The following is a 15351-nucleotide window of genomic DNA, read 5'->3' as shown; positions in this document are numbered from 1 at the left end:
CTAATCTAGTAGCAGAAGCTACCCTGTGGGAATGCGACTTCTTGTCGCACCATATTTTTCGTTATTGGAAGCAAGTTTTTCATAGCATCCTTATTTTTACTAAATTTTTTGTCTCTATGTCTATCTATCTCTTATACAAGATTTTATACATCATTGATATAGCGGGGATTCTAGGGTCTTCGCTATTCTTTTTTGCATAAAATCTTGTATAGAAAAGTAGTTAGACTAGTGTGTTTTACTTCGGTCTATTTCAAAATATAATTGAAAATTCATCTTTAAATTAAAAAAAGAAGGTGTTACCTTTATATATTAATAACTTTGAAATATTGTATAACAGATAATTTTTATGCATTATTGATTAGCGTTGCTTATTGTGCTAACGAATCAGGATAGTGTGGCGACTGACTGACTAAATAGTTGCTTATCCTCAATTATTAGAAGGAAAGTTCTATCATTTCGCGAATTGATTAGACATAGACGAGTCCTATAATTTTCTATATATACATAAAGAGGTGACTACGCATGAATCAAAGACCTTCAGAAGAAGAATACGCTGGGAGCTCCGGCGAATATATCCGTTTGGTGCCAGACGGTAACATCATCGACATTCTGCTCGCCCAGGAAAAGCAAATGACCGAGCTCCTGGCATCGTTGACCGAAAGCCAGGCCGCATATCGGTATGCGGAAGGAAAATGGACGCTGAAAGAAGTTGTGGGCCACATTACAGACGCGGAACGCGTCATAACCTACCGCCTGCTCCGGTTCGCAAGAGGGGACCAGACGCCGCTGACCGGTTTCGATCAGGAATTGTTCATGCCTCCTTTCGGAAGCTGGACAATCGCGCAACTGGCCGAAGACTACCAGGCCGTCCGGCAATCAACGATCACATTGCTGCGCGGGCTACCGGCGGAGGCGTGGAACCGCAAGGGTACAGCCAACAACCTAAGCATTACGGCGCGCGCCCTCGTGTACGGCATCGCAGGACACGAACTTCATCACATGGGAGTCATCCGAAACCGGTACTTGAGTTAATCGTCGGCTGAGGCCTTTTGAATGGAACTAACACCTTTCATACAATCTTAGATACCGTTCTTATTGGGGCCCGCCCCACAACCATCAACTTAAGGATTTAGACTATTTTTGAAATTGAAAGCACGTTACTATTCTCTTATGTTAATGAGAAAGGGTGACGTGCTTTTTATGATTATGCACTAAAAACAAGAGTTATCTTTATTTACCGAAGAGTTATATCGATTTTTCTCATTTTGGGGTATTTGTTTTTCTTAGATTGATGGTGATGGGGCACTACTCTATAATGATCAAATTAAAATTTAAAATAGTTATAGAGACTCCATTTCTCGGAAATATTGTAACTATTAAGTTGTAAAAAGAACCGTAGTTTTTCATTTTTGAAAAGGCTGGGGTCCTTTTTAGTTGTAGCAAAGATATAATGGGAGGAAGTTTTTCTAAATCAAAAAAAATTGATTAATAAGTTGCATAATAAACTCACTAGCGTATATACTATAAACATCAAAAAAAGTTGATGAAGGGAAGTGAACTACAGTGGCACGAAATTTTCAGTTATATGAGAAAAAGTTTAAAGCGTTGGCTGATCAAAAACGTTTAGAAATCATGTATGAGCTTTGCCAGCGAGGCCAGACGTGTGTATGTGATTTGACAGAAGTTTTTGAAATGACGCAATCTAAGTTGTCCTATCATTTAAAGATCTTATTAGATGCAGGTTTAATTGTAAAAGAAACAAAAGGTACGTGGAGTTATTATGATTTAAATGATGCGGAAGTGAATAATTTATTATCAGAAGAATTGTGTTGTATCTTTAGAAAAACAGGAAAAGGTAGCTGCTGTTAAAATTTTGCACTATTAATCAAAAAAAATTGATTAAAGATATATATAAAGGAGGAATAAGGTATGAGATATGTTCACGTCGGTATAAACGTTACGAATTTAGAGAAGTCTATTGAATTTTATGAAAAGGTATTTTGTGTATCACCAGTTAAGGTGAAGGTGGATTATGCAAAATTTTTATTAGAGACGCCAGGACTTAACTTCACGCTGAACGTAAGAGATGAAGTGAAGGGAAACCAAGTAAATCATTTCGGTTTCCAAGTAGATACAGCTGAAGAAATTACATTGCATAAAGAACGATTAGAAAAAGAAGGTTTCTTCGCGCGTGATGAGATGGATACGACTTGTTGCTATGCAGTACAAGATAAGTTTTGGGTAACGGATCCCGATGGTAATGAGTGGGAGTTCTTTTATACAAAAGCAGATAGTGATGTTCACAAAATAGAAGATCCATCTTGTTGTACGACTTCTAAAGTAGTAGAAAAAAATTCTTGTTGTTAATAGGAGCTGGAAAATAAAATGAAACGTTTATCTTTTCTAGACCGCTATTTAACACTATGGATCTTTCTAGCGATGGCTGTTGGGATTGGTTTAGGGTTTGTGTTTCCTAGTGTAGTAGACGGACTACATACATTACAAGTTGGAACGACGTCTATTCCACTTGCTGTTGGTTTAATTGTAATGATGTATCCACCATTAGCGAAAGTTCGCTATGAGGAAATGGGCCGAGTATTTAAAGATGTAAAAGTGTTAGTTCTATCTTTAGTACAAAACTGGATTATCGGTCCGGTACTTATGTTTGTGTTAGCAATTATTTTTCTTCCTGATAAACCAGAATACATGGTTGGTCTCATTATGATTGGATTAGCACGTTGTATTGCAATGGTTATTGTTTGGAACGATCTTGCTGATGGGGATAAAGAGTATGCGGCAGGTTTAGTTGCTTTTAATTCGGTATTCCAAATGCTTTTTTTCTCAGTTTATGCATACGTATTTGTAACTGTAATTCCAGAATGGTTAGGGATTGAAGGGGCTATTGTCGATATTACAATGATAGAAGTAGCAAAATCAGTATTTATCTATTTGGGAATTCCTTTTATAGCAGGTATGTTGACACGCTTTGTACTAGTTAAGTTAAAAGGAAGACAGTGGTATGAAAAGGTGTTTATACCTAAAATTAGTCCACTTACATTACTTGCATTGCTATTTACAATCATCGTTATGTTCTCTTTAAAAGGGGAAATGATTGTTAGCGTACCATTAGATGTAGTAAGAATAGCAATTCCGTTATTAATCTATTTTATTGTCATGTTTTTTGTTTCTTTCTTTATGGGAAGAAAAATTGGTGCAAACTATCCAGTGACTACAACGTTAGCATTTACAGCAGGTAGTAATAACTTTGAGCTAGCGATTGCTGTAGCAGTTGGGGTGTTTGGTATTCATTCAGGTGCAGCATTTGCAGCTGTTATTGGGCCGTTAGTGGAAGTACCTGTAATGATTGCGCTTGTAAACGTCGCTTTTTGGTTTAAGCGTAAATATTTTAATGATCAACCAGTATAATTTAAAAACAAAGGCGGAAAACAACATGGAAAACAAAAAGACAATTTATTTCTTATGCACAGGAAATTCGTGCCGAAGCCAAATGGCAGAAGCGTGGGGGAAGAAATATTTAGGAGATAAGTGGAATGTGTATTCGGCAGGAATCGAAGCACATGGAGTAAATCCAAATGCAATTAAAGCAATGAACGAAGTAAATATCGACATAACAAATCAAACATCAGATATAATTGATGCAAATATTTTAAATAGTGCTGATTTAGTCGTTACGCTGTGTAGTCATGCAGATGCTGTATGTCCATCTACTCCGCCGCATGTAAATCGTGTTCACTGGGGATTCGACGATCCAGCAGGAAAAGAGTGGTCTGAATTTCAACGTGTTCGTGATGAAATTGGTGAACGTATAAAGCGATTCTCTGAAACAAGGGAGTAAATAAAGGAAAGAGTCAATCTTCTATTGTGCTGGAGATTGACTCTTTTTTATTATGTATTTCATTTACTTATCATTTCGCTTTAAAACCACTCTTAAAAATAATACAGAATATTATGTGAAAATGGTAAAGTTTCATTTTATAATTTTTACTTTATTAAAAGTTGATTTGTTAGAAAGGATAATCATTTATTGATATAATGAATGGATGCGTGGCAGGAAATAGATAGAAAGATACTGCTAGTAATTTATACTTAAAATGTAGGGAGATTGAACAGAGTTATGGGGACAGAAAAAGAAATTAGTTCCGCTAAATTAATATGGAAGATGACGCGCCCGCATACGTTAACGGCGACGTTTTCTCCTGTAATTTTAGGGACAGTGGCATCACTTTATGTTGCTAAAATTGATTGGCTGTTATTTATTGCGATGATGGTTGCATGTTTAGCATTGCAAATAGCAACGAACTTATTTAATGAGTACTATGATTTTAAACGTGGATTAGACACTGCTGAATCCGTTGGCATCGGTGGCGGAATTGTCCGTCATGGATTGAAGCCAAAAAATGTTTTAACAGTTGCGCTTTTATTGTATGTCGTAGCAGCACTTATCGGCATTTATATTTGTATGAATAGCAGCTGGTGGTTAGTTGTCATTGGTTTAATTGGGATGGCAGTTGGCTATTTATATACAGGCGGTCCATTACCAATTGCGTACACCCCGTTTGGAGAATTAGTTTCCGGATTGTTAATGGGGACATGTTTTGTACTCATTGCTTTCTTTATTCAAACGAATACGATAACGATTGAAAGTGTATTGATTTCCATTCCAATTGGAATTTTAGTCGGTGCAATCAATATGTCAAATAACATCCGAGATATCGAAGAAGATATTAAAGGTGGAAGAAAGACATTAGTAATCCTCCTTGGAAGAGAGAAAGCTGTGGTAACACTAGCGGTAGCCTTTTTCATTGCGTATTTATGGATTGCCGTAATTGTATTAATGGGTTATATAAGCCCTTGGGCATTAGTTATGTTCCTAGGTTTGAGAAAGCCAATTTCTGCGATTCAAAGTTTCCAAAAAGGGGCAAAGGATCCTGGGTATATGCGCATCGCAATGAAATCAACAGCGATGACAAATACGATTTTTGGCTTCTTATTATCAGCAGGATTATTAATTAGTTATTTGTTTTAAATAAAAAATATGGTTAAATAACTTAACCCCAGTTTCTCAATTTTAATATAGAGAGATTGGGTTTTTATTTTGACTTTGTTTAATGTTAAAAACAGTTTCATTTGAAATGCAAATACCAATAAATTGCAACTTCATCATTTTCAATATCCAAACCTCTATAAACAAGAAAATCACACCCACCAATTACAAATTCGCATTTTTCATAGAACTTACATGCTGCGACATTATTATTTTGCGTTTCAAGCATGATACCTGGCATATTGCCTTTTTTTGCCCACTGCTTTGCTTGATCAACTAATCTTTTACCAACTCCGAGTGTACGATATTTTTTATCTACCGTTATATCTTCTATGTAAGCATAGTGGTTCCAATTCTTTTTCAATACCATTAATCCAATGATTTGGTTATGTAACAGTGCTATGTAAATGACTTGATTAGGTTTATTTATATATTCATTGTAAGCCAGTTCTTCATTATCATCTTGATTTTGTAAATAACTTTTTTCATAACTCGGAACGTCTTCTACTGTATATTCTATACGTTTATTTCCTTTGGAAAGAGAAAGAATTAACCGAGCATTCACTATAAAACTGTCATCAATCTCCGGGAGATTATCTAAATCATTTGTTTCTAACTCTCTAATTACAAGGTTCATCGGGGCACCTCCACATGATAATATTTCTTCTAGTTCTTCATTTGGTTCAAATGAATTCCAATTACAAAATTATAATAGAATTTCAATAGTACGGCTATCTTTGTATTTTATCTTTATACCAGCATGTTGTTATCTTGATATGAAAATATTGTTTAGAAAGGGTAGTATCTTTTATTTTGGATGTATATCCAGTTTTTAAATTTAACTGTAGTAGAGAAACAAATATTTTTTTAAAGAGTGGATGCCATACGTTATTCTTTAACTAAATTCGACATGATCTGCATTTTATCTTCACCTTCCTCTATTAATCTATTTATTGTAAACATCAGCTGGAGTTAATGCTCAGCTGTATAAATAATGAATATAAAAATTAATAGGGAAAGGATCGAAAAATAATGAAAGAATCACAAAGTAAGAAAAAAACAAGTCGACTAACTAAGGTAATAATATCTCTAGGAGTTGTTTTAGCAACGACCTTTTTCACCTTCTTTTTAATTGGAAAATGGAACTCTATCCCAGCGAAGGGAATAGCTAACGAAAGTAGTAATCAAGTTAACACGCAACAACAAGAAAAGAAAAAAGAAACACCACCAGCAAAACAGAAAAGACCTGATGGAAAACCGGTGGGAAAGGTTGTTTATTTAACATTCGATGATGGTCCTAGCGAACTAACTGGGAAATTTTTAGATGTACTAAAAGAGCAACATGTCGCCTCGACATTTTTTATGCAAGGTAGCAATTTACAAAATACAGGTTTTCAGGAAAACGTAAAACGAGCGGTAAAAGAAGGACATTATATTGGTGCTCATAGTATGACACATAATAGTGATAAGCTATACAAAAAAGGACAATTTGTACCGGAGATGAAAGAAACGTTAGCTCTTATCCATAATATTACGGGTACAACTCCTAAATTAGTTCGTCCGCCATATGGATCTGCACCAGGATTAAAGGGTGAGGAAATTCGTAACCAAATTGTAGAAGCAGCAATAAAAGTTTGGGATTGGACAATAGACTCAAATGATTGGAAATTAAAAGATAATCCAACTCAGATTATCGATAATGTAAAGAAACAGACAACAGAAGAAGTAGAAGTTGTTTTAATGCATGAAAAGGCGCAAACATTACAAGCCCTTCCTGAAATTATTAAATTTTATAAAGAGCAAGGGTATGGATTTGGGGTATATAATGACGAGGATCATTTTCGTCTAAACTTCCAAAAAGATCAACGTCTATAGTATAAACATAGTTATTTTAAAAAGGTGTTTTTATTACTAAATCAATAATTAAGCCAAAAGTCGATTTCCTATACGATAAAGAAATCGTCTTTTTCTTTTGCTACAGGTAGCTCCTTAGAGAGGTAACTTTATTTTTTCGATAGCTCTTATTCACTGTTACAGTGTCTATGTCCGTTATGATAATGACTCATTATGGGAGATTAAGAAAAACTTAAGTTATTTATTTACTTTTTATTAAGATATACCCATTATATTTAGAAAGGTCTTATACAACATATTTATCATTTTAAAATTTAAAAATATAAATATTATTATAAATATATTAATTAACGAAAGGTGAAATTTAAACATGAAAGAATTATTATTTAAAATTGCTGGAGTAGTTGTAGTGCTAATTATAGTGTGTTCGGGATTAACTTTTACAGAAAACGAAATTATAGATAGATATAATCCACTTGTGATAGAAAAAGATGTCTATGCTCTTACTAAGGGACCAGCTGCCCCTGACCTTGATTACCCTAGAAGATTTATGTATATGCTAAATGGAGTGGATGAATCAGGAAAAGAATCGGTAATTAAGGTAGGGATTACTGGCCAACATGAATATCAAGATACTTATATAAAAGTTTGAGTAAAAGGAGGTTATGTTTTTTCATTAGAAGAAGTAAAAGAAAGTGATGTTCCAGAAAAAGCAAAAGAAAAAATTAAGAAATAATCAAGGAATAGTTATCTCAAGATGAGATGTATATAATAAAAAAGGGTTCCCCGTTCGTGGGGAATCCTTTTTTATCTCATTGATGTATTACATTTGTGTATATGTGTTTCGTTCTAAAAATTTATCCTAGAAAGAAGGTTATGCCGCTTTTCAAACATGTAGTTTTTGTAAGAAAATATTTACATACCTCCTCGCAAATATGTTAGAAAAATCTTTGTAGCACTTGAAAATGTTTGATGTTTTTTCCAAAGAATATTTAGTCCAGCCTCTAGCTTAGGAGATAGGGGGCGGAAGCAAAGTGTACTTTCCTCAGACGTATTCATAAGCTTATCAATACATAATGCGTAGCCTATATTTTCTTTTACGAGTAAGGATGCATTATAGAGTAAATTATATGTACCTATAACATTCAAGTTTTCAATTTCCTCTCCAAGCCATCCTGATAATTCATTACTTACAGCCGTTTGTCTTGATATGATAAGAGGTTTATTTAGTAAGTCTGTTGGATGGATATAAGCTTTTTCCGCTAAGGGACTGTCTTTTCGCATAAGTACGCCCCATACATCAGTAGCTGGCAACTTTAAGTAGTCATATTTTTGTTTATTTGCTGGCTCAATAACGATACCAAAATCTAATAAACCACTATCTAATTTTGTTGTAATGTCATCAGCGTTGCCGCTATATAAATGAAATTTAATGTTAGGGTGATGGGCAACAACTTTTTTTATAGTTTGTGCAATGAACTGCATTGCCTCTGTTTCTCCAGCTCCAATATGAATTTCTCCACTAATAATTTCAGATTTTTGGTTAAAATTAGCTTCTGTTTTTTCTACTAAATCCACAATTTCTTTTGCTCGATCTAATAAAAACATACCTTCGTCTGTTAAAGTGATTTTTCGATTTCCTCGCACAAATAAAGTAGTTCCAAGCTCTTCTTCCAGGTTGTTTAACTGTCTTGATAATGTAGGTTGAGATAAATGCAATGCATTTGCAGCAGCAGATATATTCTCTTGCGTTGCTACCGCAATGAAGTAGCGTAATACACGTATGTCCAAAAAACTCTTCTCCTTCGTATGCCTATTTGTTATGGAAATGTATTCAATATAGGTATTTGTTATCTCAATAATACCATTTTATAATCACATTACCAAAAGCGTTGATAAGAAGTGAAAGAGGAGTTGAAGTGTTTTTTATGAAGAATTCAAAAAGTGTATTAATTTTTATATTAGCAGTAGGGGTTTTCGGTATTCTTAATACTGAAATGGGATATATTGGCTTGCTTCCGGCATTATCAGATCATTTTGATGTAAGTGTTTCGAAGGTAAGTTTAATGGTTAGTTTGTTCGCGCTCGCCATTGCCATTGCGGCTCCAACGCTTCCTTTAGTTTTTTCGGGTGTAAATCGAAAAACGGTTATGTTGTTCGTACTAGCAATCTTTATTATCGGCAACGTTATTTCAATTTTTACAGCGAATTTTACAGTTGCTTTAGTTGCACGAGTAATTCCGGCTTTCTTTCATCCAGTGTACGTATCGATGGCTTTATCAGTAGCAGCAACTTCAGTTAGTGCAAAAGAAGCTCCAAAAGCAGTTGCCAAAGTGTTTATTGGGGTTTCAGCTGGTATGGTTTTAGGTGTACCGATTGTCAACTTTTTAGCAAATGTATTTACACTTGAAATATCATTAACATTTTTTGCACTTGTTAATATTTTTGCGTTTATTATGACAATCGTATTTATTCCCTCTATGCCTGTTCAGGAAAAGCTTTCTTATGGTTCGCAGCTTAAGATTTTAACGAAAGGTATCACATGGCTATCCATACTTGCTGTAACTTTTTTAAATGGAGCGGTATTTGGAATTTATAGTTATCTAGCCGAATATTTAGATGTAGTTACGAAAATGTCGCCGTATATGATAAGTATCATGCTATTTGTTTATGGGTTAGCAAATATTATCGGGAATATTCTTGCAGGGAGATTACTGACAATAGCTCCTGTCCGTACGGTAATCATTTATCCCATTGCTCTAATGATATTATATTTTGCCTTTTTCTTTGTATCAGATCTTGCGATACCAACTGCAATTTTCATTGTAATTTGGGGTGTTTTTGGCGGGATTGGTGGTAATGTCAATCAATATTGGATGATGTCTTCAGCACCTAATTCACCAGATTTCGCTAATGGATTATTTTTAACTTCTTGTAATTTAGGGACTACAATTGGTACTGGGATCGCAGGGATAATTATTGCACAAATTGGAACGAAATATATTTTATTTGTAGGCATGTTTGCATTAGTATTAGGGTTTATTTGTATTCTGCTTCGAAATATGTTGTATAAATCTACAAATGCCTAAGTGCTATTTTGCGTTACATTACTAAGGAAAAGCGCATTTAATGTAAAAGGGACTCTTAATTTTATAAGAGTTCTTTTTTGCAATCCCAATAAATTCTTCTCAATAATTGAAAATAAAATCAATCCGGATTATTATATTGTTATTGTAAATTTATTTTATTGAAGGAGGATACATAGATGAAAAGCTCAAAAGGCTCTATTGAATCAGAGATAAGCAAAGCAATTACTCACTGGGAAAAGGACTACCTAGGACGCGGGTCTATATCCGTTAAGACAGATATATTACGGGATATGATTATCGTAAATTTACAAGGTGTTTTAACGCCAGCTGAATATAGTGTTTGCGAAACAAAAGACGGGATGCTAACGATAAAGAAGAATCGTTCGGAGCTAGTTGAATCTGGAATTGATGATCTGAAAGAGATTATACTAGAATTAACTGGAGAGAAAGTGAAAAGCTTTCATACGGATATAAGCTCCCGTACAGGCGAACGAGTAATGATTTTTAAATTGCTTCATAATCTTGAGGAGAAATTTTAAAAATACCTTAAGGTTAGTGGAAGGATTAAGAAACCTACAAGTTTTGCACTTTATTAACAGGCTAATAATTAAAAACTTGAAGTTATTTAGGTATAATAAATCTTAATTCTAATAACTCTTAAAAAACGGATAAATAAATTGACAAACTGCTTAATATGGTTTATCTTATAATTGTTTTAAAAAATTGATAGATGCTCATTTTAACAGTTTGCTATAATTAACGCTTTAGCATTTTTTTAATATGTAATATTGACTAAATGAAAAAGTTTCTTAATTAAAAGATAGCGTATAACATAAATTGATATATTGATTGCATAATCTAGGAGATCAGAAATATACATTTCTTTTTAATAGGAGTAATACATACATTATTATCCTCTATAAAATGGGAGCTCTTCAAAAAACTTTATTGAAGTTAGTTGAAGGGAAACCGACAATCTCCATAATTCAATGATGATATAAAATCATTGAATTATGGAAGTTGTCGGTTTTTTTTATGGGAAAAAACGATGCACTAAAAAGAGTGAATGAAAATTGAAATTTAAAAAAACATCTTAATTAAAAGGAATTTTTATAGGTTATTTTCGCTTAGAAGGGAGTATTTAACATGTTAATTTCGCTGAGTTCATCAACACTGTTAACATTATTTTTTATAGCGCTTAGTGCTTCTTGGCTAAGTGGATTATTGTTTTTACATGCAAGGATGCCTTTACGTTTTGTTCATATCCATATTGGTATCGCTGCTTTGCCTTCATTGATTTCTTTACTCGCACTTGTTAATAACAATGGAGATAGAGTTGTGGGGCCTTGGCATCTAGATACTTTAGCTTGGTTAATGGCTTTCTTTGTTCTTACAATTGGTTTAATCATTCAGCGTTTTTCTGTACGTTACTTAATGGGAGACCGCTCATATCGAAAATACTTTTTACTTTTTACATTTACTACAGGTGTATCTTCGGTTGCATGGTTAAGTGATGATCTTCGTTTAATGATCATTTGTTGGGGAGCAACGCTTATAGGATTGGTTCTACTCATAGGGCTAAATAAAGGGTGGAAAGTAGTTAGTGAAGCAACAAAAATCTCTGGCTATTTATTTACAATAAGTTGGATTGCGTTGCTATCAGCTATCATTTGGCTTTTTCAAGTAACTGGACAGTGGCAATTAACATCAGTTTTAACGAATGAAAATGTAGCGCTACATGGAACATTGGAGAGAACAGGAATTAACTTATTAATTATATTAGCGGTGATGATTCCAGCAGCACAATGGCCTTTTCAAAGATGGTTAATTGAGTCCGCTGTTGCTCCAACTCCTGTTTCTGCTATTATGCATGCGGGTTTAGTAAATGCTGGCGGTATCATGTTAACTAGATTTTCACCTCTTTTTCATGATGATATTGCACAAATCATTTTACTTATTTTCTCTAGTATTTCTGTCTTAATCGGAACAGGAATTAGTTTAGTCCAAGTTGATTATAAACGTCAGCTAGTAGGTTCAACTATTGCACAAATGGGATTTATGCTTATTCAATGTGCATTAGGCGCTTATTTAGCGGCTATTATTCATTTAATTTTACATGGTTTGTTTAAAGCTACACTGTTTTTACAAGCTGGTTCTTCAGTGCAACGTTTTGGGGTAGTGAATCAGTCTAATGAAAAGATGTCAAATTTATGGATTATAGTCGGGCGTGTTTTAGGCTTATTTATAGCAATTACTTTCTGGTTTATGACTTCTGGAGAGGGGTATCAGCTAGTTAGTGCGTTAATCTTAGGCTGGTCACTATACTTTTCATGGAAACAGCTTGTTGTTTTTGGAGAGGGAAGAATGGGACGAATTGCTGGCGTAATTGTTTTGATTGGATTTTCTCTCATTTACTTTACCGTTCATAATTCTCTTTATAAATGGTTGCATACTGATATTTATCAAAGTGTTCAACCTTCAGCTCCAGCCGTTATCTTTGTTATATGTATTTTACTATTTAGTAGTGTTACTAGTACTTTCGTTACTCGTCATCAATCTTCTACTTTATTCGCTGTACTTTATCTTTGGTTAGTTCGAGTAGGTGAGGCGAGAAGAAAATCAGTAGAAAGTCACCCAAGCTATCTGAAACATTATGTATCAAAGGGAGGTAATTCGTGATGAGCATATCGTCAATATTAAAGAAAAATACAAACATTGATATGCAAGAAAATAATATAAATGATTTAGTTGCATCTGCTAGCCGAGTTATTGCACCACTTTGGCCTATCTCTACGTTTGCAGCTCACCACCCTTGGATGGGACTTGAAAAGCAATCATTTGAACAAGTCGCAAATTGGCTAAAAGAAGCTCGTAATGTGGATATGTATCCTAGTACTTCCATGATTCATTCGGCAAAAGCGAAAGGTGAGATTGAGGAATCATTTTTACAAATGAGTTTGTCTCGTTGGCTGGATTCACAATCTTTTCATATTCCGCGAGAGAAAGTAGAGCGATTTTGCCAAGCGGCTTTAAAGTTAGAAAAATTACCTTCTAGTCTATTATCATCGCCAGAATTAAATAAATTGGCAGAAGAAATGAGTTATATAAATACAGCAAATATGAAAGCCTCTGTTATGCAGCCAATAAGTTCGCTTATAGAGAATCAAAATAGTGAAAACCTATCTGATATTCTTAATTATCATATCATTAAATGGTGTAAATTATATCTTGATGACTCCGGATCAAGTTGGACGATGCCAAATCGAGAGAAAGGTTTTTATCGTGCATGGCAACACCTTATTACATTTGATCCAGCGCTCAGTAAAAATGAGCGTAAAGTTTTAAAAGATTGGCCACAAGATGCCGAAGTAGCTTTAGCGAGAGCGTTATTTGAACTAGGAATTTCTGAATCTAACATACAAGCTTATCTTGAAGGGCACTTACTTTCTTTACCTGGGTGGGCAGGAATGATACGATGGCGCTCACAACAATCAATTCAGGAACAGGGGCTTTTAATAGAATATTTAGCAGTTCGAATTTCTATGGAGCTGGCTATTGCAAAACCTTATTTACCTTTAAAAAATCAAAAGGTTGAGAAAAAAGTTTCGATCATCCCACTTATAGCTTCTTGGATCTATTGGGGGAATATTTCAACACGGGAATGGTCACAAATGTCTGCAGCTGAACAAAGCGAATTGTTAGCATTTGCATATCGTTTTGATGAAAATATTCGCAGGAAACTTTGGCTGGAAGCTTGGGAACAAACGCATGCAGAGCAATTAAGAGAGAAGATTGCTTCTAAACAACGTGCAACCAATGATAAAAAGCGTGTATTAGCTCAATTAGCATTTTGTATTGATGTACGTTCAGAACCGTTTCGTCGCCACTTAGAAAAACTAGGTCCGTTTGAAACGTTTGGAATAGCTGGTTTCTTTGGGTTACCAATTGCGACTAGTGAACTAGGTAGTAATGACAGCCATCCTTCCTTGCCAGTTATACTGAAACCGAAGCATCAAATAAAAGAGCTTACAGATGAAAATGAATTTAAATCTTATGAGCAACGTAAGAGGGTAGGCAGTTCGGTGCGTTATACATTTAAAACGATGAAACAGAACGTACTGACAAGTATGGCGCTACCTGAGCTAAGTGGTCCTTTACTTGGTCTACAGATGGTGACAAGAAGCTTTGTCCCAAGAGGAGTTGGTAGTTTAATTCGTAAACTTCGTAAAACTATGTTACAAAAACCTGATACAACATTCTCGCTTAATTATGTTCATGACACAAAAGGTGAGATACCTATCGGTTTTACGAAAGAAGAAAAAGTGAACTATGTGCGTCAAACTTTAAAAATGGTGGGACTGACGGAAAAATTTGCTCCTTTAGTTGTAATGTGCGGACATAGTAGTCAAAGTACGAACAACCCTTATGCTGCAGCACTTGAGTGTGGTGCTTGTGGCGGAGCAGCAGGAGGATTCAATGCAAGAGTTTTTGCGACTTTATGTAATCTTCCAGAAGTGAGAGAGGCGTTGTTTGCTGAAGGCATTAACATTCCTAAGGATACCATTTTTGCAGCAGCTGAACATAAAACAACAGTGGACGAATTGGAATGGATTTACGTCCCAGAACTTTCGAAAACTGCGCAAGAAGCGTTTGATTGTATCGAGACGATTATGCCAAATGTGAGCCAACATGCAAATAGAGAACGTTTAACGCAATTACCTAATTTTAAAACGAAAATAAAAAATCCGAGTAAAGAGGCACATCGATTTGCAGAAGATTGGAGTGAAATACGTCCAGAATGGGGATTAGCGCGTAATGCATCTTTTATTATCGGACAGCGTGAATTAACTCAAGATTGTGACTTAGAAGGCAGGGCTTTCCTTCATAATTATGATTGGAAACAGGATGAAAGTGGCGATATATTAGCTAACATTATTGCAGGACCAGGAACAGTTGCACAGTGGATAAATCTACAATATTACGCATCAACTGTAGCTCCTCATTATTATGGTAGTGGAAATAAAACAACCCAAACCGTAACGGCGGGTCTCGGTGTTATGCAAGGGAATGCTAGTGACCTGTTGCCAGGCTTACCTTGGCAATCGGTTATGCAATCAGATAGTGAGACGTATCATTCACCACTTCGTTTACTAATTGTCATTCAAGCACCTATTGAATATATAGAACGTTTGTTAAATAATGATTTCACATTTCGAGAAAAAGTTCAAAATGGATGGGTTAGACTTGCAAGTGTTGATCCAGAGGGAAGCTGGAAAAACTGGTAACAATTATTATTGTTACTAGCTTAAAAGTTTCATAAATACAATAATGAAGAAGGAGTGC

13 protein-coding genes and 1 pseudogene are annotated in these 15351 nt (G+C 34.8%); 12 read left to right on the top strand and 2 right to left on the bottom strand.

Annotated features, from left to right (window positions below; genetic code table 11):
• Positions 1–522 precede the first annotated feature (522 nt).
• From QO049_RS21775 to menA, 6 genes are all read left to right on the top strand, one after another.
• A complete protein-coding gene (locus tag QO049_RS21775) occupies positions 523–1032 on the top strand; it encodes a DinB family protein (protein WP_284489444.1) in 510 nt (169 codons plus the stop codon).
• 531 nt (positions 1033–1563) lie between these two features.
• Positions 1564–1869 carry an arsenical resistance operon transcriptional regulator ArsR gene (arsR, locus tag QO049_RS21770; RefSeq protein WP_048568424.1) on the top strand — a complete coding sequence of 102 codons (306 nt, stop codon included), beginning with the start codon at positions 1564–1566 and terminating at the stop codon, positions 1867–1869.
• 60 nt (positions 1870–1929) lie between these two features.
• Complete coding sequence (locus tag QO049_RS21765; protein WP_065703702.1) at positions 1930–2367, top strand: ArsI/CadI family heavy metal resistance metalloenzyme; 438 nt, start codon at positions 1930–1932, stop codon at positions 2365–2367.
• Positions 2368–2385: 18 nt separating this feature from the next.
• Positions 2386–3426, top strand: a complete 1041-nt coding sequence (arsB, locus tag QO049_RS21760; RefSeq protein WP_098348622.1) for an ACR3 family arsenite efflux transporter — start codon at positions 2386–2388, stop codon at positions 3424–3426.
• A 25-nt stretch (positions 3427–3451) separates the two neighbouring features.
• Positions 3452–3856 (top strand): arsenate reductase (thioredoxin), encoded by a 405-nt coding sequence (gene arsC, locus QO049_RS21755; RefSeq protein ID WP_098364440.1) that lies wholly within the window; start codon positions 3452–3454, stop codon positions 3854–3856.
• 279 nt (positions 3857–4135) lie between these two features.
• Positions 4136–5047: a 1,4-dihydroxy-2-naphthoate polyprenyltransferase gene (menA, locus tag QO049_RS21750; protein WP_070756708.1), complete on the top strand. Its 912-nt coding sequence runs from the start codon at positions 4136–4138 to the stop codon at positions 5045–5047.
• Between the two features lie 97 nt (positions 5048–5144).
• On the opposite strand, the gene satA is transcribed toward menA, so the two are convergent.
• Positions 5145–5702 (bottom strand): streptothricin N-acetyltransferase SatA, encoded by a 558-nt coding sequence (gene satA / locus QO049_RS21745; RefSeq protein ID WP_284489443.1) that lies wholly within the window; start codon positions 5700–5702, stop codon positions 5145–5147.
• Positions 5703–6097: 395 nt separating this feature from the next.
• Here satA and QO049_RS21740 point away from each other — a divergent pair, with 395 nt between their 5' ends.
• Together QO049_RS21740 and QO049_RS21735 are read left to right on the top strand one after the other, a co-directional pair.
• Positions 6098–6940, top strand: coding sequence for a polysaccharide deacetylase family protein (locus QO049_RS21740; RefSeq protein ID WP_000665174.1), 843 nt, complete (start codon positions 6098–6100; stop codon positions 6938–6940).
• Positions 6941–7289: 349 nt separating this feature from the next.
• Positions 7290–7655, top strand: a pseudogene (locus tag QO049_RS21735) (YxeA family protein).
• Between the two features lie 179 nt (positions 7656–7834).
• On the opposite strand, the gene QO049_RS21730 reads toward QO049_RS21735, so the two are convergent.
• The gene (locus tag QO049_RS21730; protein WP_048657121.1) at positions 7835–8710 is read right to left on the bottom strand and encodes a LysR family transcriptional regulator; all 876 of its coding nucleotides are present in this window, start codon (positions 8708–8710) and stop codon (positions 7835–7837) included.
• A 137-nt stretch (positions 8711–8847) separates the two neighbouring features.
• Here QO049_RS21730 and QO049_RS21725 point away from each other — a divergent pair, with 137 nt between their 5' ends.
• The 4 genes from QO049_RS21725 (at position 8848) to QO049_RS21710 (ending at position 15293) form a co-directional block, all read left to right on the top strand.
• The gene (locus QO049_RS21725; RefSeq protein WP_170950078.1) at positions 8848–10008 is read left to right on the top strand and encodes an MFS transporter; all 1161 of its coding nucleotides are present in this window, start codon (positions 8848–8850) and stop codon (positions 10006–10008) included.
• Positions 10009–10184: 176 nt separating this feature from the next.
• Complete coding sequence (locus QO049_RS21720; protein ID WP_000842548.1) at positions 10185–10547, top strand: Na-translocating system protein MpsC family protein; 363 nt, start codon at positions 10185–10187, stop codon at positions 10545–10547.
• Between the two features lie 607 nt (positions 10548–11154).
• The gene (locus tag QO049_RS21715) at positions 11155–12687 is read left to right on the top strand and encodes an NADH dehydrogenase subunit 5 (RefSeq protein ID WP_246960480.1); all 1533 of its coding nucleotides are present in this window, start codon (positions 11155–11157) and stop codon (positions 12685–12687) included.
• Positions 12687–15293, top strand: coding sequence for a DUF2309 domain-containing protein (locus QO049_RS21710; RefSeq protein ID WP_284489442.1), 2607 nt, complete (start codon positions 12687–12689; stop codon positions 15291–15293). Before QO049_RS21715 ends, QO049_RS21710 begins: the two co-directional genes overlap by 1 nt.
• The last annotated feature ends 58 nt before the right edge of the window (positions 15294–15351 follow it).

The organism is Bacillus sp. RB3, from assembly GCF_030164735.1.
GTDB lineage: Bacteria > Bacillota > Bacilli > Bacillales > Bacillaceae_G > Bacillus_A > Bacillus_A cereus.
The sequence above is the reverse complement of the archived record's forward strand: the minus strand, read 5'-3'. Positions and strand labels throughout refer to the sequence as shown.